Origin of the sequence: Streptantibioticus parmotrematis (genome assembly GCF_019890615.1) — a bacterium.
Taxonomy (GTDB): domain Bacteria; phylum Actinomycetota; class Actinomycetes; order Streptomycetales; family Streptomycetaceae; genus Streptantibioticus_D; species Streptantibioticus_D parmotrematis.
In genome coordinates this window covers 192,702-219,394 of the sequence record NZ_JAINVZ010000007.1, presented here as the reverse complement: position 1 = coordinate 219,394, position 26,693 = coordinate 192,702, and the positions used below count along the sequence as shown (strand labels likewise).

Below are 26,693 nucleotides of genomic sequence, written 5' to 3'. Positions count from 1 at the left end.
CGTCAGCCGAACGTCGTCGTCGAGACCACGTACACCACCGGGGCGTCCGGGTCGTCCAGGTCGACGGTGACGGCGTGGGTGGGGGCCTTGCCGGGCTGCGGGAGGGTGACGCCCGACCAGGCGTGGCCGGCCGGGAACGTCCAGCCGACGCGCTTGGCCTGGTCCGCGGGGATCGTGACGTGGCCGGACCTGAGGTCGGTGCGGCCGGTGCCGAGCTGGGCCAGGAACGTGTCGAGGCCGCCGCCGGTCGTGGTGAAGCGGACGTACAGCGAGCTGGTCTTCCAGGAGTTCCCCTCGTAGTACGCGACGTGGGTCGCGCTGTACGGCACGGGGACCTGGTAGATGCTGCGTTGCAGGTGGCTGGGCCAGCTGTCGACGAGCCCGGCCATCTCGGCCCTGATCTGCTTGTCGCCGTCGGTGTCGCGGCTCTGCACGGCGGCCACCGCTCCGTACCCGGCGGGGATCGCGATCAGCAGGGAGACGACGACCGGCTTGACCCAGCGGTGCCGTCGGCGCGGCGGCTCGGGGGTCCGCGGGACGGCGGGGGCGTCGTCCTCCCGCGCTTCGGTGCTCATCGTTCGTCCTCCGCCCGCCCGCGCGGGGTCAGCAGCGTCTGGAAGGGGCCGCGTTCGAAACGCTCGACGCGGCGCCGGTTGGTGCGCCGGAAGCGGCGGGCGACCAGCCGGGCCAGGTCCGCCGCGCCCACCATGCCCGCCTCGGGGCCCAGCTCGGCGCGGACGATCCTGGCCTCGGGACGGTAGCCGCGGCCGGTCAGCGTGCGGCGGAACGCGTCGCGGGCCGGGGTGATCAGCAGGTCGTCGGCGGCCGAGACACCGCCGCCGATGACGAAGCAGGAGGGGTCGAGCGCGGCGGCGAGGTTGGCGATGCCGACGCCGAGCCAGTGGCCGATGTCCTGGAACAGCTCGACGCACATCGCGTCGCCCGACCGCGCCAGCTCGGTGATCAGCGGCCCGGTGATGTCGCCGACCTGGCCGCCGACCCGGTCGATGAGCCCGTAGGCGACCGGCGACTCGGCGGCGGCCAGCTCGCGGGCCTCGCGCACCAGCGCGTTGCCCGAGCTGTACTGCTCCCAGCAGCCGCGGTTGCCGCAGGCGCAGCGGTGGCCGCCGGGGACGACCTGCATGTGGCCGAACTCCCCCGCCACCCCCCAGCGGCCGCGCTTGACCTGGCCGTCCTCCAGGATCGCGCCGCCGATGCCGGTGCCGAGGGTGATCATGACGAGGTGGTCCTCGCCGCGCCCGGCGCCGAACCGCCACTCGGCCCACGCCGCGGTGTTGGCGTCGTTGTCGACCATGACCGGGACGAGCAGCCGCTCGGAGAGGCGGTCGCGCAGCGGTTCGTCGCGCCACGACAGGTGCGGGGCGAACAGCACCCGGGAGCGGTCGGCGTCCACCCAGCCCGCGGCGCCGATGCCGACGGCGTGCACGTCGTGGCGTTCCGACAGATCCAGGACGAGTTCGACGATGGTGTCCTCGACCACCTTGGGGCTCTTGGACTTGTCCGGCGTCTCGGTGCGCAGCTGCTCCAGGATGTGCCCGTCCGGGTCGACCACGCCCGCCATGACCTTGGTGCCGCCGATGTCGATGCCGACGGTGGGCACCCGCGGGGCGGTCAGGTGGGAGCGGCGCTCCCGGCGGCCGACGGTGCGCAGGACGGTCGATCGCGCCGCGCCCGTGCGGTGGACGCGTTCGCGGTAGGCGCTCAAGGGGGTTCTCCGGGTCGGGGGTCCAGCCGCCCCATACGGGTCGGGGGGTCCAGCCGCCCAATATACGACAGGGGGCCTCGGGCCTCCCTCGGGTCAGGGCCGGACGAGCAGCTGGAAGTCGAAGGCGTAGCGGGAGGCGCGGTAGATGTGCGAGCCGTACTCGACCGGGCGGCCGGTGTCGTCGTAGGTGGTGCGGCGCATCGTCAGCAGGGCGCTGCCCTCCGGCTCCGCCAGCAGTTCGCCCTCCTGCGCGGTCGCGGTGCGGGCGCCGACGGTCTGGTGGGCGCTGTGCAGTGTGACGCCCGCGCCGCGCATCAGGCGGTACAGGCCGGTGGTCTCCAGCCGGGCGCCGTCCAGCTCCAGCAGGCCGAGCGGCAGGTGGTTGCGCAGGTGGGCCATCGGGTCGCCGTGGGTGAGCCGCAGCCGTTCGACGACGGCGACCTCGGCGCCCTCGGCGACACCCAGCGCGGCGGCGACCTCCGCCGACGCGGGCTCGGTCTCGTTGCGCAGCACCCGGGTCGCGGGGCTCTGGCCGGCCGCCTGGAGGTCGTCGTAGAGGCTGGACAGCTCCAGCGGGCGCTTGACCTGGCTGTGCACGACCTGCGTGCCGACGCCCCGGCGGCGCACCAGCAGTCCCTTGTCGACCAGGGACTGGATGGCCTGCCGGACCGTGGGGCGGGACAGGCCCAGCCGGGAGGCGAGGTCGATCTCGTTGCCCAGCAGGGTGCCGGGCGCGAGGCGGCCCTGCTCGATGGCGCTCTCCAGCTGCTGGGCGAGCTGGTAGTAGAGCGGCACGGGGCTGGAGCGGTCCACGTGCAGGTCGAGGCTTGCGGACGGGGGCTGGGGCACGGGGCGAGCGTAGCCCCCGGCAGGGAGGACAGGAACCTCTGACATCAGATTGTCCAGACAATCGGTTTTCGGGGAGCGGAGGCGGCGCGCCGCGCCCTTCGCAGGGGCGCCCCGGCCTCACAGGTGGTGGCGGCGCTCGGCGACTCCCCGCTCGTACTCCTGCCGGGCGGTGATCGCGGCCGGGCGGGTGGCGGCCTCGGCGACCGGCACGTCCCACCACGCCTGCGCGTCCGGTACGCCGCCGCCGGGCGCGGTCTCGACGTACACGCAGGTCGGGCGGTCGGCGGCGCGGGCGGTGGTGAGGGCCGCGGTCAGTTCGCGGACGGTGGTGGCGCGCAGGACGTCCATGCCGAGGCTGGCGGCGTTGGCGGCCAGGTCGACCGGGAGCGGGTCGCCGGTGTAGGTGCCGTCCGTGGCGCGGAAGCGGTAGGCGGTGCCGAAGCGCTCGCCGCCGGTCTGCTCGGACAGGCCGCCGATGGAGGCGTAGCCGTGGTTCTGGAGCAGCAGCAGCTTGACGGCGACGCCTTCCTGGACGGCGGTGACGATCTCGGTGGGCATCATCAGGTACGTGCCGTCGCCGACCAGCGCCCACACCGGGCGGTCGGGCGCGGCGAGCTTCACGCCGATCGCGGCGGGGATCTCGTAGCCCATGCAGGAGTAGCCGTACTCCAGGTGGTACTGCCTGCGGGAGCGGGCGCGCCAGAGCTTGTGCAGGTCGCCCGGGAGGGAGCCGGCCGCGTTGATCACGACGTCCTCGTCGCCGACCACCGTGTCCAGCGCGCCGACGACCTGGGCCTGGGTGGGGCGGGCGTCCGGGTCGGGCGCTTCGAGGGCGGCGGCCACGACGCGTTCCCAACTCGCCTTGCCCGCACCGTACTCGGCCTCGTAGCTGGGCTCGACGCGGAATCCGGCGAGGGCTCCGGCCAGCGCGTCCAGGCCGGTGCGGGCGTCGGCGACCAGCGGCAGGCCGCACTGCTTGCGGGCGTCGGCGGGCGTGACGTTGAGGTTCACGAAACGCACGCCCAGGGCCGCGAACAGGGTGCCGGAGGCGGTGGTGAAGTCGGTGTACCGGGTGCCGACGCCGATCACCAGGTCGGCGGTGCGGGCGAGTTCGTCGGCGACGGCGGTGCCGGTGTGGCCGATGCCGCCGACGTCGGCCGGGTGGTCGTGGCGCAGCGAGCCCTTGCCCGCCTGGGTGGAGGCGACCGGGATGCCGGTGGCCTCGGCGAGGCGGCGCAGCGACTCCTCGGCCTCGCTGTGGTGGACTCCGCCGCCCGCGACGATCAGCGGGCGGCGGGCGGTGCGGATCGCGCGGGCGGCGTCGGCGAGTTCGGCCGGGTCGGGCGCCGGGCGGCGCACCCGCCAGACGCGGTCGGCGAAGAACTCCTCGGGCCAGTCGAAGCCTTGGGCCTGTACGTCCTGCGGCAGGGCGAGGGTGACGGCGCCGGTCTCCACCGGGTCGGTGAGCACCCGTACGGCCTGCAACGCGGCCGGGACCAGCGCCTCGGGCCGGGTGACCCGGTCGAACCACCGGCTGACCGGCCGCAGCGCGTCGTTGACGCTGACGTCGCCCGCGCCGGGGGCTTCGAGCTGCTGGAGCACGGGGTCGGCGGGGCGGGTGGCGAAGGTGTCGCCGGGCAGCAGCAGCACCGGCAGCCGGTTGACGGTGGCGAGCGCGGCACCGGTGACCAGGTTGGTGGCGCCGGGGCCGATGGAGGTGGTGACGGCGTGCGCGGACAGCCGGTCGCACTGCCGGGCGTAGCCGACGGCGGCGTGCACCATGGCCTGTTCGTTGCGGCCCTGGAGGTACGGCATGGCGCCGGGCCCGGTCTCCAGCAGCGCCTGGCCGATCCCGGCGACGTTGCCGTGGCCGAAGATGCCCCAGCACGCGGCGATCGACCGGCGCCGCACGCCGTCGCGTTCGGTGTACTGGTGGGCCAGGAACTCGACGAGCGCCTGGGCGACCGTGAGCCGTCGGGTGGTCATCGCGCGCCTCCTGAGGGTGGTGTGCCGAACGTGCCGAGCGGGAGCCGGGGATCGGTGCCCTGGGCGGGCCAGGTATCGCGGATCCAGGCGTGGTCCGGGTGGTCGCTGATCAGCCAGGCGCGGTCGGGGTCGGGGCCCGCCATCACGTTGAGGTAGTACATGTCGTGGCCGGGCGCGGCGATGGACGGGCCGTGCCAGCCGTCCGGGATGAGCACGGTGTCGCCGTCGCGCACCTCGGCGAGCACGTCGGTGCCGCGGCCGTGTCCCGAGGGCGTGACCCGGTGGTAGCCGAGGCCGGGCGTGCCGGGGCCGTCTGCGGCCGGGGTCCGGGCGGGGGCGTCCGGGGTCCGGGCGGGGGCGATCTCGAAGTAGTAGATCTCCTCCAGTCGCGACTCGCGTCCGGGGACGTGCTCGTCGTGCTTGTGCGGCGGGTAGGACGACCAGTTGCCGCCCGGGGTGAGGACCTCGACGGCGATGAGGCGGTCGCACGGGAAGACGTCGGCGGCGGCGAAGTTGTTCACCTGGCGCGAGCACATGCCGCCACCGCGCAGTTCGACCGGGACCGCGTCGGCGGGCACGTACCGGGCGGGCAGCGCGCGCTCGCAGCGTGCCCCGGTGAGGGCGAACCGCCCGCCGTCGCGCGAGGTGATCCGGGCGCGGGCGTCGCGCGGCAGGTAGGCGAAGTCGCTGACGCCGCTGAACACGCTCTCCCTGCCGAACAGTTGGAAGGTGTGGCCGTCGACGGCGACCTCGCAGCCCCCGGCGAGCGGGAGCACGATCCACTCGCTGTCGCCGGTGGCGAACTCGTGGATCCCACCGGGCGGGAGGTGGAGCACCCGCAGGGAGCAGTACGTCCATCCCGCGCGTTCCGGACCGATGTCCACGGCGTACGGTCCGGACGCGGCGCTGCCCGCGGGCAGGTGGAAGCGGGCGCCGGTCGGGCCGGGCGTAGCCACGGGGTCGGTCGTGCCGGTCGGGTCGGTCGTGCCGGTCGGGTCGCTCATGGCGTCAGCCTGCCCGGGCTCGCGGGCGTTCACAGCAGTCCCACGGCGGTGTCGACGGCCTGGGCGACCGTGCCGTGCGCCGGGTAGAGCAGCGAGCGGCCGACGACCATGCCCTGGACGGTCGGCAGCCGCAGCGCCTTGCGCCACTTCTCGTACGCGCCCTCCTGGTCGCCGCCGACCTCCCCGCCGAGCAGCACGACGGGCAGTGTGGAGGTCTCCAGCACGGCGGCCATGTCGTCCACGTCCTCGGTGACCGGCACCTTCAGCCAGGTGTACGCGGAGGTGCCGCCGAGTCCCGACGCTATGGCGAGGGAACGGGTGACGGCCTCGGCGCTCAGGTCGTTGCCGACCCGGCCGCCGGTGCGGCGGGAGATGAACGGCTCGACGAAGACCGGCAGCCGTCGCTTCGCCATCGCGTCGACCGCCCGGGCCGCGGTCTCCAGCGTGGTCAGCGATCCGGGGTCTCCGTAGTCCACGCGCAGCAGCAGCTTGCCCGCGTCGAAGCGCATCCGGGCGAGGTCGCGCGCCCGGTGCCCGGTGAAGCGGTCGTCCAGTTCGAAGGCGGCGCCCGCCAGGCCGCCGCGGTTCATCGAGCCCATGACGACCTTGCCCTCCAGGGCGCCGAGCAGCAGCAGATCCTCCAGGACGTCCGCGGTGCCCAGCACGCCGTCCACGCCCGGTCTCGACAGCGCGACGCACAGCCGCTCCAGCAGGTCGAAGCGGTTGGCCATGGCGAGGGCGCGGTCCCCCACCGCGAGCGCGCCGCGCGCCGGATGGTCGGCGGCGACGATCATCAGGCGTCCGCTCTCCCCGATCAGGGGGCGGCGGGCGCGGCGGGCGGCGGCTTCCGCGACGGCCTCGGGATGCCGGGCGCGGACCGTGGTGAGGTCGCTGATGCTGAGGGGCAAGGGGGCTCTCTTTTCGGGCGGGATCGCGGGCGCCGGGAACGCGGCACCCGCGACGTCGTTGCGGAAGACGGGCGGGGCCGGGTCAGCCGCCCGCGAGCAGGGCGGCCACCTCCGCGTCCTTGGGCATCGCCGAGGAACACGCGAGCCGGGAGGCGACGATGGCGCCCGCGGCGTTGGCGTACCGCGTGGTGCGTTCCAGGTCCCAGCCGGCGAGCAGGCCGTGGCAGAGCGCCCCGCCGAACGCGTCGCCCGCACCGAGGCCGTTGACGACGTCGACCGCGAACGGCGCGACCTCGGCGCGTTCACCGTTCGCGCGCAGCGCCAGCACGCCCTTGGGGCCCTGCTTGACGACGGCGAGTCGCACGCCCGCGGTCAGCAACGCCTCGGCGCAGGCCTGGGGTTCGCGTACGCCGGTGGCGATCTCGCACTCGTCGAGGTTGCCGACGGCCACGGTGGCGTGCCGCAGGGCCTCCGCGTAGTGCGGGCGGGCCTCGTCGGGGTCCTTCCAGAACATCGGCCGCCAGTCGAGGTCGAAGACGGTCACGGCGGGCCCGGCGGCGCCGGTCCCCTCGCTGCCCGCTGTCGCGCTCCCGGCACCCGCACCCCGGGCCTCTTCGCTGCTCGCGGCCGCGCTTCTGGCGCGCAACGCCGTCAGGGTGGCGGTGCGGCTGGGTTCGGCGCACAGGCCGGTGCCGGTCATCCAGAAGACGCGGGCGGCGGCGACGGCGGCGAGGTCGAGGTCGTCGGCGTGGATCTCCAGGTCGGGGGCCTTGGGGAGGCGGTAGAAGTAGAGCGGGAAGTCGTCCGGTGGGAAGATCTCGCAGAAGGTGACGGGGGTCGGCAGGCCGTCGACGGCGGTCACCCAGCGGTCGTCCACCCGGAAGTCCGCCAGCGCCCGGTGCAGGTAGTCGCCGAACGGATCGCGTCCGGTGCGGCTGATCACCGCGGTGCGGCGGCCGAGGCGGGCGGCGGCGACGGCGACGTTGGTGGCCGACCCGCCGAGGAACTTCCCGAACGTCTCGACCTCGGCCAGCGGTACCCCGGTCTGGAGGGGATAGATGTCCACCCCGATCCGTCCCATGGTGATCAGGTCGTACGGCTGCGTCATGCCCACGCTCCTCGTGGTCCGCGGTCGGCACGGGTGCTCGCGCCGCGCCACCGGTGCGGTCGCGTCGCGCCTCTGGTCTAGCCCGCGCCGCGGAGCCATGTCAACGCTTTGTCCTTACATTCGAACGTCAGGACCCGACAGCCCCGGACGCCGTTGCTGCGCCGTTACGTCGAGATGAACGAATGTCATAACAAAGTCTTGACACCACCGCGGCCAGCCGGTTGGCTCCGGACCGGCGGCCGACCCGCCGACCGCCGTTTCGCACTCCGCCCGTCCGCCACTCCCCCGTCCCCGACCCCCGCCCCCGCCCGTCTCTTCGCAGTGTGAGGTACAGGACCGATGGAACCCACAACCAGAAGGCGCAGGGCCGTCGCCGTCGTCGCCGCCTGCGCGGCCGGACTGCTGGCCCTGTCCGGCTGCGCCAGCGCCCATGGCGGCAAGCGGGCCCAGGAGGCGGCCGACGCGCTGGCCGCCGGGCACGCGAACACCCCGCGCATCAAGATCGCCATGGTCACCCACGCCGGGCCCGGCGACACCTTCTGGGACCTGGTGCGCAAGGGCGCGCAGGCGGCCGCCGCCAAGGACAACGTCGATCTCGTCTACTCGGCCGACCCCAACGCCGCCAACCAGGCCAACCTCGTGCAGAACGCCATCGACCAGAAGGTCGCCGGCATAGCCGTCACCCTCGCCAAGCCGGACGCGATGAAGGGCGTGGTGACCCAGGCGGAGAAGGCGGGCATCCCGGTCGTCGGCCTCAACGCGGGCATCGAGGACTGGAAGTCGCAGGGGCTGCTGGAGTACTTCGGCCAGGACGACGGCATCGCCGGTCAGGAACTCGGCGACAAACTTGACCAGTCCGGCGCCAAGCACGTGCTGTGCGTCATCCACGAGCAGGGCAACGTGTCGCTGGAGGACCGCTGCGCCGGTCTGAAGAAGACCTTCCACGGCCGCACCGACATCCTCTACGTCAACGGCACCGACATGCCGTCGGTGAAGTCCACCCTCACCGCCAAGCTCCAGCAGGACCACTCGATCGACGAGATCGTGACGCTGGGCGCGCCCTTCGCGCTGACCGCCGTGCAGGCCGAGTCGGACGCGGGCAGCAAGGCGAGGATCGCCACCTTCGACCTCAACTCCGATCTGGTGAACGCCATCAAGGACGGCTCGATCCAACTCGCGGTGGACCAGCAGCCGTACCTTCAGGGCTATCTCGCCATCGACGGCCTGTGGCTCTACAAGTACAACGGCGACACCAGCGGTGGCGGTCAGGCGGTGCTGACCGGTCCGGCCTTCGTGGACAAGAGCAACGTGGCGAGCGTCGCGAAGTTCGCCGCCGACGGGACCCGGTGATCGCGATGACCGAGACCGCCGTCCCGCCCGGTAAGGCCCCCGCGACGGCGCCCGGCGCCCGCACCACGCGGCGCTCGCTGCCGCGCCGGGTGCTGGCCAGGCCCGAAGTGGGCGCACTCATCGGTGCGTTGGCCGTGTACCTGTTCTTCTTCGCGGTCGCGCCGCCGTTCCGGCAGATGGACTCGCTGGCGACCGTGCTCTACCAGAGCTCCACCATCGGCATCGTCGCGCTGCCGGTGGCGCTGCTGATGATCGGTGGCGAGTTCGACCTGTCGGCCGGTGTCGCGGTGATCACCTCGGCGCTCACCGCGTCCATGGTCAGCTGGCAGCTCACCCAGAACGTGTGGGTCGGGGTGCTGGTGGCGCTCGCCGTGTCGCTGGGCATCGGCGCGCTCAACGGCTTCCTGCTGATGCGCACCGGGCTGCCCAGCTTCCTGGTCACCCTCGGCACGTTCCTGATGCTCCAGGGCCTCAACCTGGCCGTCACCAAGCTGCTCACCGGCAACGTCGCCACCGACTCCATCAGCGACATGGACGGCTTCGGGCAGGCGAAGGCGGTCTTCGCCTCCAGCGTCGGCATCGACGGCGTGCAGGTGAAGGTCACGGTGTTCTGGTGGCTGGGGTTCGCCGCGATCGCCACCTGGGTGCTGCTGCGCACCAAGTTCGGCAACTGGATCTTCGCGGTCGGTGGCAATCGCGACAGCGCCCGCTCGGTGGGCGTGCCGGTCGGCCTCACCAAGATCGCGCTGTTCATGTCGGTGGGATTCGCCGCCTGGTTCGTCGGCATGAACCAGCTGTTCTCGTTCGACACCGTGCAGTCGGGCGAGGGCGTCGGCAACGAGTTCCTCTACATCATCGCGGCCGTCATCGGTGGCTGCCTGCTCACCGGCGGGTACGGGTCGGCGGTCGGCGCGGTGATCGGCGCGTTCATCTTCGGGATGGTCACCCAGGGCATCGTCTATGCCAACTGGAACCCCGACTGGTTCAAGTTCTTCCTCGGCGTGATGCTGCTCGCGGCGACGCTGGTCAATCTGTGGGTACGCCGCCAGGCGACCCGGAGGTGAGGCACGATGTCCGACACCACCCCCGCCTTCTGCGCCCCCGAACTCGTGGGATCCTCCGCCGCGCCGCCCCTCGTGGAGCTGAGGGGCGTCGGCAAGTCGTACGGCAACGTGCGCGCGCTGCACGGCGTGGACCTGGTGGTCCGGCCGTCCACCGTGACGTGTGTCCTCGGTGACAACGGCGCCGGCAAGTCCACCCTGATCAAGGTGGTCTCGGGGCTGCACCAGCACACCGAGGGCGAGTACCTGATCGACGGCGCTCCGGTGCGGCTGAACAATCCGCGCGAGGCGCTCGGCCGGGGCATCGCCACCGTCTACCAGGACCTGGCGACCGTGCCGCTGATGCCGGTGTGGCGCAACTTCTTCCTGGGCTCTGAACTCACCCGCGGTCCCTGGCCGGTACGCAGACTCGACATCGCCCGGATGAAGCGCGTGTGCGACGGGGAACTGCGCGCGATGGGCATCGTGCTGGACGACCTGGAGCAGCCCATCGGCTCCCTGTCCGGCGGCCAGCGGCAGTCCGTGGCGATCGCCCGCGCGGTGCACTTCGGCGCCCGGGCGCTGATCCTGGACGAGCCGACCGCGGCACTCGGCGTCAAGCAGTCCGGCGTCGTGCTGAAGTACATCGCGGCGGCACGCGAACGCGGGCTCGGCGTCATCTTCATCACCCACAATCCGCACCACGCCTACATGGTCGGCGACCACTTCACCGTGCTGCGGCTCGGCACCGTCGAGCTGAGCGCCGCCCGCGACGAGATCGCCCTCGACCAGCTCACCCACCACATGGCGGGCGGCGCCGAACTGGCGGCTCTCAAGCACGAGTTGGCGCAGGTACGCGGCGTCGACACGGACGAGCTGCCGAAGGACCCGGACGCCGCCCCTGAAGCCCAAGCCGAAGCCGAAGCCGCCGACGAAGCCGATGGCACCGGCGGTCCGGACGAGACCCGTGAGGAGCACACCGCATGAGCGCCGACCGCACCACCGCACCGGTCCTGGACCGCATCCGGGTCGGCTCCGCGCCCGACTCCTGGGGCGTGTGGTTCCCCGACGACCCTGTGCAGGTGCCCTGGGCCCGCTTCCTGGACGAGGTGAGCGAGGCGGGCTACGAGTGGATCGAGCTGGGCCCGTACGGCTACCTGCCCACCGAACCGTCCCGGCTGCGCGACGAATTGACGCAGCGTCACCTCCAGGTCTCGGCGGGAACGGTCTTCACCGCGCTGCACCGCGGCCCCGACGTCTGGGACGCCACCTGGGCGCACGTCGGCGAGGTCGCCGCGCTCGCCCAGGCGATGGGCGCGGGGCACCTGGTCGTCATCCCGGCGTTCTGGCGCGACGACAAGACCGCGCGGGAGCTGGAGCCCCGGGAGCTGACCAGCGCGCAGTGGCGCGATCTGGCCACCGGCACCGAACGTCTCGCCCGCGAGGTGCGCGAGCGATACGGGCTGCGGGTGGTCGTCCATCCGCACGCCGACACCCACGTGGACACCGAGGAGCACGTGGTCCGCTTCCTGGACTCCACCGACGCGGACCTGGTGAGCCTGTGCCTGGACACCGGCCACTACGCGTACTGCGGCGGCGACAACGTCAAGCTGATCGAGACCTACGGGGAACGCATCGGCTACCTGCACCTGAAGCAGGTCGACCCCGCGATCCTGGCCGACGTGGTGGCGCACGAGGTGCCGTTCGGCCCGGCGGTGCGGCGCGGCGTGATGTGCGAACCGCCGCTCGGCGTACCCGAGTTGCCGCCGGTGCTGCGGGCCGCGCAGAAGCTCGGCGTGGACCTGTTCGCCATCGTCGAGCAGGACATGTACCCCTGCGCTCCCGACCGGCCGCTGCCCATCGCCCGGCGCACCCGGCGCTTCCTGCGCGGCTGCGGCGCCTAGCCGTTCCGGGCGCCCCGGGGCACGCACCGCTGCCGTGCAAGTCCGTCACCCGAAGACCCGTCGTACGCAACCGATACCTGAAAAGTCGTCAAACGAACCCGTCACACGGGAACCCGTCAGCACAGACCGTCACCAGAGAGGACAGCGAGCACATGCGCATCGGACTTGTCGGCGCAGGCCGGATCGGCGCCTTTCACGCCAAGGCGTTGCGGGACCACGAGGATGTCGCGGAACTGCTGGTCGCCGACGCCGACCCGGCCCGCTCCGCGGACCTCGCGGCGAGCCTGGGCGCCGTCGACGCGGGCTCCGTGGACGCCGTCTTCGGCGCGGGCGTGGACGCGGTGGTCATCACCTCGGCCACGGCCGCGCACGCCGAGCTGATCGGGCGGGCCGCCCGCGCCGGGCTGCCCGCGTTCTGCGAGAAGCCCATCGCCACCGACCTGCCCGGCACGGTGGCCGCGCTGCGCGAGGTCGAGGCGGCGGGCAGCGTGTTGCAGATCGGCTTCCAGCGCCGTTTCGACGCGGGCTACCGCGCGGCGCGCGAGGCGGTGCGGGCGGGCAAGCTGGGCCGCCTGCACACCGTGCGCGCGATCACCTCCGACCCCGAGCCGCCCCCGGCCGCGTACGTGCCGCTGTCCGGCGGGCTGTACCGGGACTGCCTGATCCACGACTTCGACATCCTGCGCTGGGTCACCGGACGCGAGGTCGCGGAGGTCTACGCGACCGGCTCCAACGGCGGCGCGGACTTCTTCGCGGCGTCGGGCGACGTGGACACCGCGGCCGCGCTGCTGACCCTGGACGACGGCACGCTCGCGACCGCCACGGCGACGCGCTACAACGGCGCGGGCTACGACGTACGCATGGAACTGGCGGGCGAGGACGACCAGTTGGCGGTGGGCGTGGACGCCCGCACGCCGCTGACCTCGACCGAGCCGGACGGCGCGCCCGCCCCCGCGCACCCGTGGGGCGGTTTCCTGGAGCGCTTCGCACCGGCGTACCGGGCCGAACTGCGCACGTTCGTGGACGTGGTGAAGGGCGCGACCGGCAACCCCTGCGAGGGCGGCGAAGCGCTGAAGGCCCTCCTGGTGGCGGAGGCGTGCGAGGTCTCGCGTCGTGAGCACCGCCCGGTACAGGTGGCGGAGATCGCCGAACACGTCTGACGCCGGGCGGCGCCGGGCAGCCGGTCCGGCGGCGTCGGGCAGGCGGATCAGGCGACGCCGGACGGGCTGGTCACGCGGCTTCGGGCGGCCGGGTCAGACGGCTTCGGGCAGCCGCGTCAACAGATCGGCGACGCGCTTGAGCACGGTGTCGCGGTCGCCGTCGGTGAGTTCGGCCCCCATGGCGCAGGCGACCGCGCCGGCCGCGAGCCACTGCGGGGCGGTCCGGTCGGTGACCCCGCAGGTGGGGATGAGCGGCGCCTGCGGCAGGGCGGCCCTGACGTCGCGCAGCCAGTCGGGGGTGACGGCGGACGCCGGGAAGACGGCGATGGCGTCCGCCCCGAGTTCCAGCGCGCGCACGATCTCGCCCGCCGTGGCGGCGCCGGGGAAGACCGGGACGCCGTAGCGGTGCGCGGTGGCGACGGTCTCGGCGTCCAGGTGGGGTGCGGCGAGGTAGCGCGCCCCGGCGTCGATGGCCATCCGCGCCGACGCCGCGTCCAGCACCGTGCCCGCGCCGATCACCGCGTCGTCGCCCACCTCACGGGCCATGGTGGTGACGACTTCCAGGGCGAAGGGCGTGGTGAGGGATATCTCCAGGGTGGTCAGGCCCGCCGACAGCAAGGTGTCGGCGGTGGCCGCCGCCTCGTCGTAGCTGTCCGCGCGGACCACGGCCACGATCCGCTGCGCCAGCGCGGCCCGGGTGATCTCCCAGCGGTACACGGTGCTTTCGCCATCCTCTCGCGGGCGGGCCCGCCCCGCTTGGTCGCTTCGGCCGGTGGGAACGATGTGGTGCGGCTTGCGGTACGGGAGTGCTCGTGGGACGCGGAGGATGCCGGTGCGATCACCGGATGGCGGTCGACTCGCTTGTCGAGAAGAGACGTTCAGCCGACGTTGGTGGAGAACAGGCCGCCGGTCGGGCCCTGCTTGTCGCCGCCCTCCGCCTTCTTCAGCGCGTTGGCGAGGCCCTCCAGCGTCATCGACTGGAGGATCACCCGGCCGTCACCCTCCAGCGTGGCCAGCGACAGGCCCTCGCCGCCGAAGACCGCGTTCATGATGCCCTGGCGGTTGAGGCCGCCGATGCGCTGCACCCCGTACCGTACGCCTTCCTCGAACGCGACGATGCAACCGGTGTCGACCTCGATGCGGCCGCCGAACTCCGCCGGGTTGAGGTCGATGAAGTTGCCCGCGCCCGCGATGATCACCGTGCCCCGGCCGGTGAACTTCTCCAGGACGAAGCCCTCGCCGCCGCTCATGCCCTGCCGGGCGCCCGCGAAGGCGATGCCGAACTCGACCGTGGACTCGGCGGCCACGAACGCGTCCTTCTCCGCGAACCAGGCGTGCGTACCGTCCAGTTCCAGGGCGCGCATCTCGCCGGGCAGCACGCCCGCGAAGCCGACCGTGCCCTCGCCGCCGGTCGAGGTGAAGTACTGGAACGCCAGCGACTCGCCCGCCAGGACCCGCTGGCCGACCTGCATCGCGGTGCCCATCGCCTGCCGCAGCAGACCGCCCATGCCCCCGCCGCCGCCTCCCGCGCCGCCGTCGCGCTGGGCGCCCGGGCCGGAAAGACGGGTCTCCATCGTCACGTTGGAGGTCTTGAACAGGAACTTCCCCGCCTCGCAGTACACGGTCTGGCCCGGTTGCAGACTACAGACCGCCATCTGCATGGCGTTGCCCACGATCTGCTGCTGGAGTGTCACGAGCGGTGCTCCTCGGCGGTGACGGCGGAACGGGCGGGCGGCGATCCCGGCGATCGTCGCGTCAACGGGCGCGGCGCGCCAGGGCGCGTGCCTCCCTGTCCGTCTGAACGCCCGGCACCACCGCGTCGGTTCCCGTGGACGGCGCCCGGTCGGCGCTTCCCCCGTCGTCCAGGAAGCGCGCCAGCGGCAACGTCGCCGCGCCCACGGTGACCGCCTCGGCGCCGAGCCGCCCCAGGGTGATCGCGACCCGTTCGCCGGGCTGCCTCAGCGCGTAGGCGGCGGCGTGCTCGCGCACCCGGGACAGCAGGCGCGGGCCGAGCATCAGGCCCGCCCAGCCGCCCAGCACGATGCGTTCGGGGTTGAAGAGGTTGACGAGGTCGGCGATGCCCGCGCCGAGGTACTCGGCCGTCTCGTCCAGCACCGCGCGGGCGGCCGGGTCGTCGTCGGCGCGTTCCAGCAGCGCGGCGAGGGCGGTCTCCTCGGAGGCGTGCGCGGGCGCGCCGCCCCAGCGCCTGACGATGGCCTCCGCGCCCACGTACGCCTCCAGGCACCCCGGCGCGCCGCACCGGCAGCGCGCCCCGCCGACCCGCATCGTGGTGTGTCCCCACTCCCCCGCGCTGGAGGTCGCACCCCGGTACGGGCGTCCGTCGGTGACGACGCAGGCGCCGACGCCCGAGCCGATCAGCGCGATGACCGCGTTGCGCACGCCGCGTCCGGCGCCGAACCACATCTCCGCCTGGCCCAGCGTCTTGGCGCCGTTGTCGACGTGCAGCGGAAGGTCGGTCCCGGCGCGCAGCAGGCGGGCCAGGGGCACGGCGTCCCAGCCGATGGTCTGGCCGTGCACCACCGCGTCGTCGGGTGAGGCGCCCTGCTCGACGACGCCGGGCACGCCGATGCCGACCCCGAGCACCCGGGAGGGGTCGGTGCCGGTCTCGGCCAGCACCGTGGCGATGCCGTCGAGGACGAGCCGCACGACGTGGCCCACGTCGTGGCCGCTGTCGGACAACGCGGGTGCGGTGACCGCGAGTTCGCCCATGAGCAGGTCGAACAGCTCGACGCGCACCCGGGTCTCGCCGATGTCCACGCCGATCACCCGGGCCGGGTCGGCGGCGACGCGCAGCAGGATGCGCGGGCGGCCGCCGTCCGAGCCGACCGCGCCGGCCTCCTCCACCAGCCCGTCGGCGAGGAGTTCGCCCACCACGTTGCTGATGGACCCGGCGCTCAGTCCGGTGTCGCGTGCCAACTCCTGGCGGCTGAGCGGGCCTTCGAACCACAGGTGGCGCAGCAGCGCCGCTCGGTTGGCGCGGCGCAGGTCGCGCACCGTTCGCTGGTTGTCCGCCATGCCGCTCCCCTCCGCGCCCGCCAAGGGGCCTGTCCTGGACGGAAACCTATCGGTGCGCGAAGTCTTGACGCCGGGTTTTCACGCAGTTTAAATCACGACTTGAATTAAGGCGTGAAGGCGTTCACTTCCCGAACGCGACCACTGAGCCCACGCGCCTTACGAACCCGCCGTGTCCGCCCCCCAGAGAGGGGTCCGCCGTGCCGATCCTCAAGGCCTCCCGCACGCTCAGCGCCACCGCAGCCGTCCTCGCCCTCGCCGCGACCGCCACCGCCTGCGGAGGCGGCAACACCACGGGCGGCGGTGACGACTCCAGCCCGAAGACGCTCACGTACTGGGCGAGCAACCAGGGCGCCAACATCGGCGTCGACCAGAAGGTGCTCGGGCCCGAGCTGGCCAAGTTCACGAAGCAGACCGGCATCAAGGTCAAGCTGGAGGTCATCCCCTGGTCCGACCTGCTCAACCGGATCCTCGCGGCCACCTCCTCCGGCCAGGGCCCCGACGTGCTCAACATCGGCAACACCTGGTCGGCCTCGCTCCAGGCCACCGGCGCGCTGCTGCCGTTCAACGCGAGCAACTTCGCGGCGGTCGGCGGCAAGGACAAGTTCACCGCGTCCGCGCTGGCCGCGACCGGCGCCGCGGGCAAGGACCCGGCGGCGGTCCCGCTCTACTCCCTGTCGTACGCGCTCTACTACAACAAGAAGCTTTTCCAGCAGGCGGGCATCTCCGCGCCGCCCACCACCTGGGACCAACTGGTGGCCGACGGGAAGAAGCTCACCGGCGACGGCCATTACGGCCTGGCCGAGGAGGGCTCCAGCCTCGCGGAGAACGCCCACCACGCCTTCGTCCTCGGCGAGCAGCACGGCGCGGACTTCTTCGACTCCTCCGGCAAGCCGCAGTTCACCACGCCGCAGGCGGTCGCCGCGGTCAAGCAGTACATCGACTTCATGGCCGCCGACCACATCGTGGCCCCCGGCGACGCCGAGTACTCCGCCAACCAGTCGGTGACGGACTTCGCCACCGGCAAGGCCGCCATGCTGCTGTGGCAGGCGGCGGGCAGTTCGCTGAAGGCGCACGGCATGGACGCGTCCGCCTACGGCGTGGCCCCCGTGCCGTTCCAGACCGCGAATCCCACGGGCACGGCGAAGACCGACTCGATGGTGGCCGGCATCAACATGGCGGTCTTCGCCAACACCCACAACCGCTCCGGCGCGCTGAAGTTCGTGAACTTCATGACGAGCGTGCCCGAGCAGCAGATCCTCAACTCGGCCTACGGCTCGGTGCCTCCGGTGACCGCCGCGCAGAGCGACGCCGCGTTCTCCGCCCCCGAGCAGCAGACGCTCCGTCAGGTTCTCGCGAACTCCGCCGCTCCGATGCCGCAGGTGCCGAACGAGAGCCAGTTCGAGACGCTGGTGGGCACCGCGATGAAGGACCTGTTCGCGGACGCCGCGGCGGGCAAACCGGTCACCGACGCCACGGTGAAGGCCGAACTGGCCAAGGCCCAGCAGCAGATGCCGCAGAGCTGACAGGGCGTCAAGTCGATGACGGCGATCCTGGAGAGGCGTCCGCCCGGCGGCACGGCGGACCGGCCCCCGCGCGGCACCCTGCGCTCCCGGCTGCGGCCCCGGCGCGGCGCGCTGCCGTACCTGCTGCTGGTGCCCGCGCTGGTGCTGGAACTGCTGGTGCACCTGATCCCGATGGTGGTCGGGGTCGTGATGAGCTTCAAGCAGCTCACCCAGTTCTTCATCCGCGACTGGGGCTCGGCGCCCTGGACGGGCCTGGGCAACTACCGCGTGGCGGTGGACTTCCACGCCGCGATCGGCTCGGCGCTGCTGCACTCGTTCTGGGTGACGTGCGCGTTCACCGTACTGTCGGTGGGATTGTCGTGGCTGCTGGGCACGGCGGCGGCGGTCCTGACCCAGGACCCGTTCCGCGGGCGCGGACTGCTGCGCGGGGTGTTCCTCGTACCGTACGCGCTGCCGGTGTACGCCGCCGTGATCACCTGGGCGTTCATGTTCCAGCAGGACAACGGCCTGGTGAACCACGTGCTCCACGACCAGCTGCACCTGACGTCCGGCCGGCCGTTCTGGCTGATCGGCCCGCACAGCTTCGTCGCGCTGCTGACGGTGTCGGTGTGGCGCAACTGGCCGTTCGCGTTCCTGTGCCTGACCGCAGGGCTGCAGAACATCCCACGTGAGCTGTACGAGGCGGCGGCGATGGACGGCGCCGGGATCTGGCAGCGCGTCCGCCGCATCACACTGCCGTCGCTGCGCCCGGTCAACCAGGTGCTGGTGCTCGTGCTGTTCCTGTGGACGTTCAACGACTTCAACACGCCGTACGTGTTGTTCGGCGGCTCCGCGCCGCCCGCCGCCGACCTGGTCTCCATCCACATCTACCAGTCGTCGTTCGTCAACTGGAACTTCGGCTCGGGCTCGGCGATGTCCGTCCTGCTGCTGCTGTTCCTGCTGCTGGTGACGGCGGGCTACCTGGTCGCGACGCGCGGGAGGGACACCGATGGCTGAGGTTTCCAGGCCGCCGATGAGCGGCCCGCCGAATTCGTCGCGGGCCGGGCGGACGAGATCCGGCGAGGAGCGGGCCGGGCGGGCGAGGTCGTCGAGGTCCGCCCGGCCGAGGTCGCCCATGGCGGCGCCGCGTGCCTTCGTCTGGACGCGCCGGGTGGTGCTCACCGCGCTCACCGCGTTCGCGCTGGTGCCGGTCTACGTGATGCTCAGTTCCTCGCTGAAGTCGCTGGGCGAGGTGCAGGGCCGCTTCGACTGGATACCGCACGCGCTCACCCTGCGCCCCTACGTGGACATCTGGCACACCGTTCCGCTCGCCCGCTACTTCGTCAACTCCCTCCTCGTGAGCGGCAGTTCGATGCTCTGCTCGGTGGCGGTGGCGATCTTCGCCGCGTACGCGGTCAGCCGCTACCGGTTCCGCGGCCGGCGTCTGTTCACCATCACGGTGCTGTCCACGCAGATGTTCCCCGGCATCCTCTTCCTGCTGCCGCTGTTCCTGCTCTACGTCAACATCGGCAATGCCACCGGCATCGCCCTGTACGGCAGCAGGGGCGGGCTGATCCTCACGTATCTCACGTTCTCGCTGCCGTTCTCCATCTGGATGCTCGCCGGGTACTTCGACTCCATCCCCCGCGACCTGGACGAGGCCGCGCTCACCGATGGGTGCGGGCCGCTGGGCGCGCTGTTCCGCGTGGTGATCCCGGCGGCGGTGCCGGGCATCGTGGCAGTCGGCGTGTACGCGTTCATGACCGCGTGGGGCGAGGTGCTGTTCGCCTCGGTGATGACCAACGACACCACCCGCACCCTCGCGGTGGGTCTGGAGGGTTATGCCACGCAGAACGACGTCTACTGGAACCAGGTGATGGCCGCCTCCCTCGTGGTGAGCGTCCCCGTGGTCGCCGGGTTCCTGCTGCTCCAGCGCTACCTCGTGGCGGGGCTGACGGCCGGGGCGGTGAAGTGACCGGCCCGCGCGCCCGCGTCACCGACGGCGTGGGCCACCCGGCGACCCGTCCCCGACAACCCCTCAAGGAAAGGCAGTTGTGACAAAGGCAGTTGCGACAGACGAGTACGGCTACGGCTTGGACGACCTGACCGCCTTCCCCGCCGGGTTCCAGTGGGGCGCCGCCACCTCCGCGTACCAGATCGAGGGCGCGCACGACGAGGACGGCCGGGCGCCGTCCATCTGGGACACCTTCTGCCGGGTGCCGGGGGCGATCGACCGCGGCGACACCGGTGACGTCGCCTGCGACCACTACCACCGCTGGCCGCAGGACATCGCGTTGCTCAAGGAACTGGGCATCACCGCCTACCGTTTCTCCATCGCCTGGCCCCGCGTCCTGCCCCAGGGCACCGGCGCCGTCAACCGGGCCGGGCTCGACTTCTACGACCGCTTGGTGGACGGGCTGCTGGAAGCGGGCATCACGCCGTACGCCACGCTCTACCACTGGGACCTGCCGCAGGCCCTCCAGGATCGCGGCGGCTGGCCGCACCGGGAGACCGCCGAGCACCTCGGTGAGTACGCGAGCGTGGTGGGCCGGGCGCTGGGCGACCGGGTGCGGGAGTGGGCGACGCTCAACGAGCCGCTGTGCTCGGCGTGGATCGGCCACCTGGAAGGCCGGATGGCACCGGGCCTGCGCGACGTCACCGCGGCCGTGCGCGCCTCATACCACCTGCACCTCGGGCACGCGAGGGCGGTCGCCGCGCTGCGCGCCGAGGTGCCGGGCGCGCGGATCGGCATCGTCAACAACCTCAGCCCGTGCGAACCGGCGACCGACCGCGAGGCGGACCGCGCCGCGGCGGTGCGCGCGGACGGCCACACCAACCGCTGGTGGCTGGACCCGCTGCACGGCCGGGGCTACCCGCAGGACATGGTCGACCTCTACGGCGTCGAACTCCCCATCCAGGCAGGCGATTTGGAGGCGATCGCGGCGCCGCTGGACTGGCTGGGCCTCAACTACTACTTCCGCCACGTCGTCGCCGACGATCCCACCGGCCCGCCGCCGCGCGCCCGCCAGGTCTACCTGCCCGGTGTGCCGCGCACCGGGATGGACTGGGAGGTCAGGCCGGACGGCCTGGAGCGGATGCTGCTGCGGATGACCCGGGAGTACGGCGCCCGGCGCATCCTGATCACCGAGAACGGATCGGCCTACCCGGACACCGTGGGGCCCGAGGGCCAGGTCGCCGACCCCGAACGCGCGGCGTACCTCGACGCCCATGTGGCGGCGTGCGCGCGGGCGGTGCGCAAGGGGGTGCCGCTGGACGGCTACTTCGCGTGGTCGCTGCTGGACAACTTCGAGTGGGCGTACGGCTACGACAAGCGCTTCGGTCTGGTGCACGTGGACTACGCGACGCAGGCGCGCACGGTCAAGGGCAGCGGCCGGCGCTACGCGGAGATCATCGCCGCCCACCGCAGGCGCGTACGCCGGGCGGCCTGAAACGGGCCCGGGCCCGCACCGGTCCGGAGGTGAGCCGGACCGAGGGACGGACCGCACTGGCGCGCACAGGGCGCCCAGGGGGTGAACGGCCCGTCCGCGCGGGCCCGGGCCGCCGTGGTCTCCGGTCCTCCTCAGCTGTCATGGGTGACAGCTGAGGAGGACCGGAGGCCACGGCTCTCGCACGTCACCTTCCTGCGCAGGAAGGTTTCCAGGACCTCAGTCCCGCATCCCCGCATCGCGGGCCAACCCCGAGCGTCGGCCTCCCCGCGACGTCTACACCTTAGGCTGCAGGCGCAGGCGAGGGCGGCGATTCGAACCCGAAGCACAAGCGTCGATACCAGGCTCAAGGACGTCGATCATTCTGGAAATGTCTCCTCAAGGTCTTCGTCCGAAACTACGCCTCTGAACCACCCGACGACGTCATGCAGCTGTTGGGGGGTCAGCCCGTACACCGTCTTCAAGTCAACAGCGATATTGAACTCCCTGCCGACCTCGAACAGTCCCGCTTCTCTGATTTTCCGAATCGCGACCAGCGGTGGACAATCCTGCTCTTTAGCCTTCCCCAAAAGGACCATGCGTGCGCTACTCATTCGACATCACTCTCGCCCGAACAGAGCCGATACGACCTTACATCCATCAACACCCTCGCCTGCCTGAACAATCTTTACTCGGGTGAACCCGAAGTCAGCAGCTCGCCGGTCCACGTACCTCTCGCGCATCCCCCAAACCCCCCACCGCTGGAGGCGGCGCCGTTGAGGGCTGCCAAATTTTCGCTATAGCGCCAGTACCCCTGTACAGACTTCACACGATCGCCGGAGTGGGCCATCGCGTCTGCAAAAATCTGCTTACCACGGAGCGGCGGCCCGAGTCCAGGGTTATTGTCCATCATGAGTTTCAGGTCGCCGTTCGCCCCTTTGTACGACACCCATCCGCTGACGTTGCGGTCACCTACTGCCGCCAGACACCCCAGTGGCCCCACCGGAACGCATCCGGCGGGGCCACGGTGATTCCTAATTATATTGGTCGACCCAATCCCATTCTCCTGGATGGGAGCGCAGCTCTCGAAGGCCATAATCAAGACAATCCTTGAGGCTCGACGCATCCGTGCGGATAAGACTACTCTCGCCCAAGCCTGGGCCGGACATTACCAGCGTCCAGGGGTTCTCCTCGGCCTGCATCCTCTCGTGATCCACTTTGAGAATCATGGTAACGCCAGACTTTCCAAGGCGCTCCATCAACAGCTCAATATCCACTCCTACCCCTCACTCGTAGCCCCGCAGCATCGATGCGATTCCCCCGATGTCCAGCATGTGACCTGGCTTTCTAGAACCTCGTAGAGAAAATCTGGACGCACACCCCCCCCGGCCCTGAACATCCAGGGGCCGACGGGTCAGCGGCCTCGCTCGGTCCCGCCCGCTTCAAGTGCTTCGACGCGGGCACGCAGGCTGGTGAGCTGATCAAGCGCCTCGGCCAGTGCCAGCTCCAGCGCCTCAACGCGTCCCGCCGTCCCGCCGACGGGCGCGTCCCCCGTCGCCCCGTCACCTGAGTCGCCGTCGGCGTCGGGGTGGGCGACGAAGGCTCCCTTGCCGGGGCGGGAGATCGCGTAGCCGTCCCGCTTCAGGAGGGCCATGGCCTTCTGCACGGACAGGCTGGAGGCCCCGAACTCCGCCATCAACACGGCCTGCGTCGGCAACGCGTCACCCGGCTTCAGCCCGCCCGAGCGGATGCGCTCCCGCAGGGCCTCGGCGATGACCTCAAAGGTCAGAAGCACCGCGCTGCCCGCCGGTCTACGCCCCCGCCGTCCCACAGTCACCGCAGGTCACCCGCTCTCTCCGCGCCACTATCACCGAAGTCCGGCCCGTCCAAAACGGAAGACCGGGGCCACAGTACTCGCGTCCCCACCGGCCACCGAAACAGATGAGGAGGGATGCACTTGAATGCGCGCTTGAAGCGATGCTACCTTCACGCACCGCTGGTGAACACCACCGCTGACCAGGCCAGACGTCCCCGGCCCACCATCCGCGCCCGCTGCCAGGCGCGCCGTGCCCCTGCGCGCTGACCACCCGGGTCGCCCCTCAGCCGCCACTCCTCTTCTCCCGACTCCTGCCGGAGGTCTGTCCTCATGCCCGCACAGCTCCAACTCCCCACCACCGCCACTCCCGCCAGCGCAGCGTTCGCGGCACCGTCGCTCACCAGCAGCGCCGACATGTCCGTGAACAGGGGCTCGGCACTGGAACGCCGGGCGCGGCTGACCGCCAAGCTGGCCAAGCTCGCCGCCGCCGGACACCTCGCACCCCTGGCCCGGCAGATCGGCTCACTCGGCGGCTGCGCCCGCCCGATCCGGATGACCGGACACCGCACCCGCCTCAATGCCGCCACCGGCCAGATCCTCGACCACCTCGACACCCGCCACCTCCCGGCCGGCGAACTCCTGCTGCGCTGCGGCAACCGCCGCGCCACCCGCTGCCGCTCCTGCTCGAATGTCTACCGGTACGACACCTACCAGCTCATCGCCGCCGGACTGCGCGGCGGCAAGACGGTTCCGACCAGCGTCGCCAGCCACCCGCGCGTCTTCGCGACCCTGACCGCCCCCGGCTTCGGCCCCGTCCACAACCAACCCGGCGCGTCTCCGTGCGCGTGCGGAGCCCGGCACAGCGACGGCGACCCGCTGCTCGGGACGCCGCTGAACCCGGGAAGGTACGACTACACCGGGGCGGTTCTGTGGAACGCCCACGCCCCCGCCCTGTGGGCCCGATTCACCACCCATCTGCGCCGCGAGATCGCCCACGCCGCCGGACTGACCCAGCGCACCCTGCGCCACCACGCGACCCTGTCGTACGCCAAGGTCGCTGAGTACCAGAAGCGCGGCCAGATCCACTTCCACACCGTCATCCGCATCGACGGACCCACCGGCCCCAACAGCGCCCCGCCCGACTGGGCCACCACTGGGCTCCTCGACCACGCCGTCCGCGCCGCTGCGAAGCGGACCCGTGTTCAACCTCAACGTCTCCTCGGCACCGGGGCGACCGATGGGGTACAGCCGTCGGAGTTCGCGGTGTTCCGGTTCGGGCGGCAGATCGACGTCCGCGCGATCCGCAGCACCGACTTCACCGACAGTGCTCCCGTCACCGACCGGCACGTCGCCGCCTACATCGCCAAGTACGCCACCAAGGGAGCCGAGACCACCACCGGCACCCTCGACCGCCGACTGCGCTTCCTGGCCGAACTCGCCCAGCACGACCTCACCGACCACGCCCGCCGCATGATCCGCACCGCCTGGCACCTCGGTGTCCGCCCTGAGCACGCCCACCTCCGCCTGCGGCAGTGGGCCCACACGCTCGGCTTCCGAGGCCACTTCTCCACCCGCACCCGCCACTACTCCACCACCCTCACCCAGCTCCGCGCCGAACGCACCGCCTGGCGCACCCGCCAAGACGACGCCCAAGAGCAGGCTGGCGTGGGCCAGCCAGTCACTGACCAGCACAGCGACCGCACTGACCGCGCTGACCTGCCCGCCGGTCACACCGACCCCAATGCCGGCCACCCCAGCGATCGGCACACAGAGAGCGGGCGACGCGTCGACACGGTCACGACCCTGGTGATCTCGCAGTGGCAGTACGCCGGAACCGGCCTCCTGCCCGAACTCGCCCACCTCGCAGACCTCCTCGCCGCTGCACGGAACTCCCGCCTCGAACAACCGACCCGCTCCCGGAAGGCGCAACGCTCTGGTGACCTGGCCGGTCACTCCACCGCCCCGCTGACCGCCCCTGCCCACAGTGAGGTGACCACGTGACCGCCGACACCGAACTGCTCACCGTCCCCGAGGTCATGGCCCGCCTCAAGATCAGCCGCTCCACCGTCTACGACCTCATCCGCACCCGCCAACTCGCCTCCCTCACCATCGGCCGCGCCCGCCGCATCCCCGCACACGCCCTGTACGCCCTTGTCCACCACCAACTCGAACAGGCAGCCTGATGACCACCCCCGACACCAACCCCACCTCCACGCACAGCACCGGTTCGCGCAGGGTCCGCGCCAACGGCGACGGCACCGTCTACCAGCGCAAGGACGGCCGCTGGGAAGCCGCCGGATACGTCCTCGCCGCAGGCGACACCCGCAAGCGCATCCACGTCTACGGCACCACGCGGAAGGAGGCCCTGGCCCTACTGACCGAGAAGGTCGCCGCCAGCAACCGCGGCATAGCCCCCCCAGCGCAGGGCAGCGTGGCCGCGTTCCTCACCTACTGGCTGGAGACCGTCGCCGTCCACCGCCTCCGGGAGAACGCCCACACCCGCTACACCGCCTGCGTCCGCCTCTACCTCATCCCGGGCCTCGGCAAGAAGAAGCTCGCCAAGGACGTCCGCACCTGGCTCGACCAACTCCGCACCACCTGCCAGTGCTGCGCACGCGGTCTCGACGCCGCCCGCGACCAGCCGCAGTGCTGCGCGGCCGGGAACTGCTGCCGAAAGCGGCTGTCGCCGCTCACGCTCGCCTACGTCCACTCCGTCCTCAAGTCCGCCCTAGAACACGCCGTCCGCGAGGAAGAGATACCGCGCACGTCGCCCGCAACGTCCGTATGGGCACACCCCGACCCCGCCGCTTCGAACCCCTCACCGCCGAAGAAGCCCGCGCGCTCCTGACCGCCACGCACGGGCACCGGCTGAGCGCGCTGTTCGAACTCGCCCTGCGCGACCGGCCTGCGCAAGGGCGAACTCCTCGGCCTGCGCTGGGAAGACCTCGACCTGGCCGGCGGAACCGCCAGCATCCGCCGCACCCTCCAACGCACCAACAGCGGCGGCCTGACCGCTCTGCCGACCAAGACCCAGAGCTCGGAGCGACGCATCGCCCTGCCCACCGAGTGCCTGCGCTCTCTCGAACAGCACCGAGACCGGCAGGCACAGGAACGCGAGGCGGCGGGGACCAGCTGGAGGGCGAGCGGCTACGTCTTCACCCGGCCCGACGGCTCGCCGATCGAGGGCGCCACGCTCACCCGGCACTTCAACGCGCTATTGCGCCGGGCCGCACTGCGCCGCATCCGCTTCCATGATCTCCGGCACTCGGCGGCCACACTGCTCCTGGAGCAGGGCGTCGAACTCGTCGTGATCAAGGAGCTGCTGGGCCATGCCCACATCGGAGTGACCGCCACGGTGTACGCCCACGTCCGACTCCGCCTCCAGCGCGACGCCATCGACCTTCTCGGCAACGCCCTCCGCAGCCCCGCCCAGCCCGCCGCCCGACCCGGCCACGGCGACGAACCACCCGTTCGTGCAGCACCTGTCCACTGACGTTGCCGTCAACTACTGCCGTCAAGCACCCCGAAGCCCCACCGTAATTGCATCCGGTGGGGCTTCTTTCATGCTTCGGCGATGGTCCAGAATTCGGAATCTCGCAATGGCGCCGACTTCACGCTCCACGATGACCGATCGGCTTCGGGACTCCAGTCGGGAACATCGCCGTCGTAGTAAATAAAGAGCGACCAATAGTAACTATCCTCATGGAGAACAATATCGCTTCGCTCTAGGAACTCTTGCCCTTCCCATTGGGCATTAATTCGCGCAACCGCCTCGGCCCTGCTGATGCCGAACATGGCCGTCATCTCATCCGCAGTCTCGCGAAGAAGTTCACCCACTTCATCGGATACGTTGGCAATAAATTCGGTCATATCTTTCAC

At 71.6% G+C, this 26,693-nt stretch carries 26 protein-coding genes and 1 pseudogene; 12 read left to right on the top strand and 15 right to left on the bottom strand.

Annotated features, from left to right (window positions below):
* Nucleotides 1-2 precede the first annotated feature (2 nt).
* The 7 genes from K7472_RS13535 to K7472_RS13505 all read right to left on the bottom strand — a co-directional run bounded on the left by K7472_RS13535 (nt 3) and on the right by K7472_RS13505 (nt 7,581).
* Entirely contained in the window at nt 3-575 is a 573-nt protein-coding gene (locus tag K7472_RS13535) for a hypothetical protein (RefSeq protein ID WP_222977527.1), read from the bottom strand.
* The gene (locus tag K7472_RS13530) at nt 572-1,726 is read right to left on the bottom strand and encodes an ROK family glucokinase (protein ID WP_222977526.1); all 1,155 of its coding nucleotides are present in this window, start codon (nt 1,724-1,726) and stop codon (nt 572-574) included. The genes K7472_RS13535 and K7472_RS13530 overlap by 4 nt, the downstream gene beginning before the upstream one ends.
* Nucleotides 1,727-1,819: 93 nt before the next feature.
* Complete coding sequence (locus K7472_RS13525; protein ID WP_222977525.1) at nt 1,820-2,620, bottom strand: GntR family transcriptional regulator; 801 nt, start codon at nt 2,618-2,620, stop codon at nt 1,820-1,822.
* A 72-nt stretch (nt 2,621-2,692) separates the two neighbouring features.
* Nucleotides 2,693-4,561, bottom strand: a complete 1,869-nt coding sequence (gene iolD / locus K7472_RS13520) for a 3D-(3,5/4)-trihydroxycyclohexane-1,2-dione acylhydrolase (decyclizing) (protein WP_222977524.1) — start codon at nt 4,559-4,561, stop codon at nt 2,693-2,695.
* Nucleotides 4,558-5,565: a 5-deoxy-glucuronate isomerase gene (gene iolB / locus K7472_RS13515; protein WP_222977518.1), complete on the bottom strand. Its 1,008-nt coding sequence runs from the start codon at nt 5,563-5,565 to the stop codon at nt 4,558-4,560. The genes iolD and iolB overlap by 4 nt, the downstream gene beginning before the upstream one ends.
* A 29-nt stretch (nt 5,566-5,594) precedes the next feature.
* Nucleotides 5,595-6,473: a Cgl0159 family (beta/alpha)8-fold protein gene (locus K7472_RS13510; RefSeq protein ID WP_222977510.1), complete on the bottom strand. Its 879-nt coding sequence runs from the start codon at nt 6,471-6,473 to the stop codon at nt 5,595-5,597.
* 82 nt (nt 6,474-6,555) lie between these two features.
* The gene (locus K7472_RS13505; RefSeq protein ID WP_222977509.1) at nt 6,556-7,581 is read right to left on the bottom strand and encodes a 5-dehydro-2-deoxygluconokinase; all 1,026 of its coding nucleotides are present in this window, start codon (nt 7,579-7,581) and stop codon (nt 6,556-6,558) included.
* 339 nt (nt 7,582-7,920) lie between these two features.
* Here K7472_RS13505 and K7472_RS13500 point away from each other — a divergent pair, with 339 nt between their 5' ends.
* The 5 genes from K7472_RS13500 to K7472_RS13480 all read left to right on the top strand — a co-directional run bounded on the left by K7472_RS13500 (nt 7,921) and on the right by K7472_RS13480 (nt 13,035).
* Nucleotides 7,921-8,931, top strand: coding sequence for a substrate-binding domain-containing protein (locus K7472_RS13500; protein ID WP_222977508.1), 1,011 nt, complete (start codon nt 7,921-7,923; stop codon nt 8,929-8,931).
* 5 nt (nt 8,932-8,936) lie between these two features.
* Entirely contained in the window at nt 8,937-9,995 is a 1,059-nt protein-coding gene (locus tag K7472_RS13495; RefSeq protein WP_222977507.1) for an ABC transporter permease, read from the top strand.
* 6 nt (nt 9,996-10,001) lie between these two features.
* On the top strand, nt 10,002-10,958 hold the full coding sequence (locus tag K7472_RS13490; RefSeq protein ID WP_222977506.1) for an ATP-binding cassette domain-containing protein: 957 nt from the start codon (nt 10,002-10,004) through the stop codon (nt 10,956-10,958).
* Nucleotides 10,955-11,875 carry a sugar phosphate isomerase/epimerase family protein gene (locus K7472_RS13485; protein WP_222977504.1) on the top strand — a complete coding sequence of 307 codons (921 nt, stop codon included), beginning with the start codon at nt 10,955-10,957 and terminating at the stop codon, nt 11,873-11,875. The genes K7472_RS13490 and K7472_RS13485 overlap by 4 nt, the downstream gene beginning before the upstream one ends.
* A gap of 152 nt (nt 11,876-12,027) precedes the next feature.
* On the top strand, nt 12,028-13,035 hold the full coding sequence (locus K7472_RS13480) for a Gfo/Idh/MocA family protein (RefSeq protein WP_222977502.1): 1,008 nt from the start codon (nt 12,028-12,030) through the stop codon (nt 13,033-13,035).
* Nucleotides 13,036-13,128: 93 nt separating this feature from the next.
* Here the strand turns inward: K7472_RS13480 and K7472_RS13475 are convergent, their stop codons facing one another.
* From K7472_RS13475 to K7472_RS13465, 3 genes are all read right to left on the bottom strand, one after another.
* Nucleotides 13,129-13,752 carry a bifunctional 4-hydroxy-2-oxoglutarate aldolase/2-dehydro-3-deoxy-phosphogluconate aldolase gene (locus tag K7472_RS13475; protein ID WP_222977501.1) on the bottom strand — a complete coding sequence of 208 codons (624 nt, stop codon included), beginning with the start codon at nt 13,750-13,752 and terminating at the stop codon, nt 13,129-13,131.
* 161 nt (nt 13,753-13,913) lie between these two features.
* The gene (locus K7472_RS13470; RefSeq protein WP_222977498.1) at nt 13,914-14,729 is read right to left on the bottom strand and encodes an AIM24 family protein; all 816 of its coding nucleotides are present in this window, start codon (nt 14,727-14,729) and stop codon (nt 13,914-13,916) included.
* Between the two features lie 61 nt (nt 14,730-14,790).
* Nucleotides 14,791-16,071, bottom strand: a complete 1,281-nt coding sequence (locus tag K7472_RS13465) for an ROK family transcriptional regulator (RefSeq protein ID WP_222977496.1) — start codon at nt 16,069-16,071, stop codon at nt 14,791-14,793.
* Between the two features lie 203 nt (nt 16,072-16,274).
* Between K7472_RS13465 and K7472_RS13460 the strand changes: the two genes are divergently transcribed.
* The 4 genes from K7472_RS13460 to K7472_RS13445 all read left to right on the top strand — a co-directional run bounded on the left by K7472_RS13460 (nt 16,275) and on the right by K7472_RS13445 (nt 21,022).
* On the top strand, nt 16,275-17,594 hold the full coding sequence (locus K7472_RS13460) for an ABC transporter substrate-binding protein (protein ID WP_222977665.1): 1,320 nt from the start codon (nt 16,275-16,277) through the stop codon (nt 17,592-17,594).
* Between the two features lie 15 nt (nt 17,595-17,609).
* Nucleotides 17,610-18,590, top strand: a complete 981-nt coding sequence (locus tag K7472_RS13455) for a carbohydrate ABC transporter permease (protein ID WP_222977494.1) — start codon at nt 17,610-17,612, stop codon at nt 18,588-18,590.
* 118 nt (nt 18,591-18,708) lie between these two features.
* The gene (locus K7472_RS13450; RefSeq protein ID WP_222977492.1) at nt 18,709-19,548 is read left to right on the top strand and encodes a carbohydrate ABC transporter permease; all 840 of its coding nucleotides are present in this window, start codon (nt 18,709-18,711) and stop codon (nt 19,546-19,548) included.
* A 118-nt stretch (nt 19,549-19,666) separates the two neighbouring features.
* Entirely contained in the window at nt 19,667-21,022 is a 1,356-nt protein-coding gene (locus tag K7472_RS13445) for a GH1 family beta-glucosidase (protein ID WP_222977663.1), read from the top strand.
* Nucleotides 21,023-21,378: 356 nt separating this feature from the next.
* On the opposite strand, the gene K7472_RS13440 is transcribed toward K7472_RS13445, so the two are convergent.
* From K7472_RS13440 to K7472_RS13425, 4 genes are all read right to left on the bottom strand, one after another.
* Complete coding sequence (locus K7472_RS13440; RefSeq protein ID WP_222977490.1) at nt 21,379-21,597, bottom strand: hypothetical protein; 219 nt, start codon at nt 21,595-21,597, stop codon at nt 21,379-21,381.
* A gap of 435 nt (nt 21,598-22,032) precedes the next feature.
* A complete protein-coding gene (locus K7472_RS13435; RefSeq protein ID WP_222977489.1) occupies nt 22,033-22,275 on the bottom strand; it encodes a hypothetical protein in 243 nt (80 codons plus the stop codon).
* Nucleotides 22,276-22,412: 137 nt separating this feature from the next.
* A complete protein-coding gene (locus K7472_RS13430) occupies nt 22,413-22,793 on the bottom strand; it encodes a winged helix-turn-helix domain-containing protein (protein WP_308013894.1) in 381 nt (126 codons plus the stop codon).
* A 191-nt stretch (nt 22,794-22,984) separates the two neighbouring features.
* Entirely contained in the window at nt 22,985-23,146 is a 162-nt protein-coding gene (locus K7472_RS13425; RefSeq protein WP_222977485.1) for a hypothetical protein, read from the bottom strand.
* On the opposite strand from K7472_RS13425, the gene K7472_RS13420 reads away from it, so the two are divergent.
* From K7472_RS13420 to K7472_RS13410, 3 genes and pseudogenes are all read left to right on the top strand, one after another.
* Nucleotides 23,145-24,815 carry a replication initiator gene (locus K7472_RS13420; RefSeq protein ID WP_222977483.1) on the top strand — a complete coding sequence of 557 codons (1,671 nt, stop codon included), beginning with the start codon at nt 23,145-23,147 and terminating at the stop codon, nt 24,813-24,815. The two genes, K7472_RS13425 and K7472_RS13420, sit on opposite strands and share 2 nt — an antisense overlap.
* Complete coding sequence (locus K7472_RS13415; protein WP_222977481.1) at nt 24,812-24,997, top strand: helix-turn-helix domain-containing protein; 186 nt, start codon at nt 24,812-24,814, stop codon at nt 24,995-24,997. Before K7472_RS13420 ends, K7472_RS13415 begins: the two co-directional genes overlap by 4 nt.
* A pseudogene (locus tag K7472_RS13410) lies at nt 24,997-26,307 on the top strand (tyrosine-type recombinase/integrase). Before K7472_RS13415 ends, K7472_RS13410 begins: the two are co-directional and overlap by 1 nt.
* 68 nt (nt 26,308-26,375) lie before the next feature.
* On the opposite strand, the gene K7472_RS13405 reads toward K7472_RS13410, so the two are convergent.
* Nucleotides 26,376-26,684: a hypothetical protein gene (locus tag K7472_RS13405; protein WP_222977479.1), complete on the bottom strand. Its 309-nt coding sequence runs from the start codon at nt 26,682-26,684 to the stop codon at nt 26,376-26,378.
* Between the last annotated feature and the right edge of the window lie 9 nt (nt 26,685-26,693).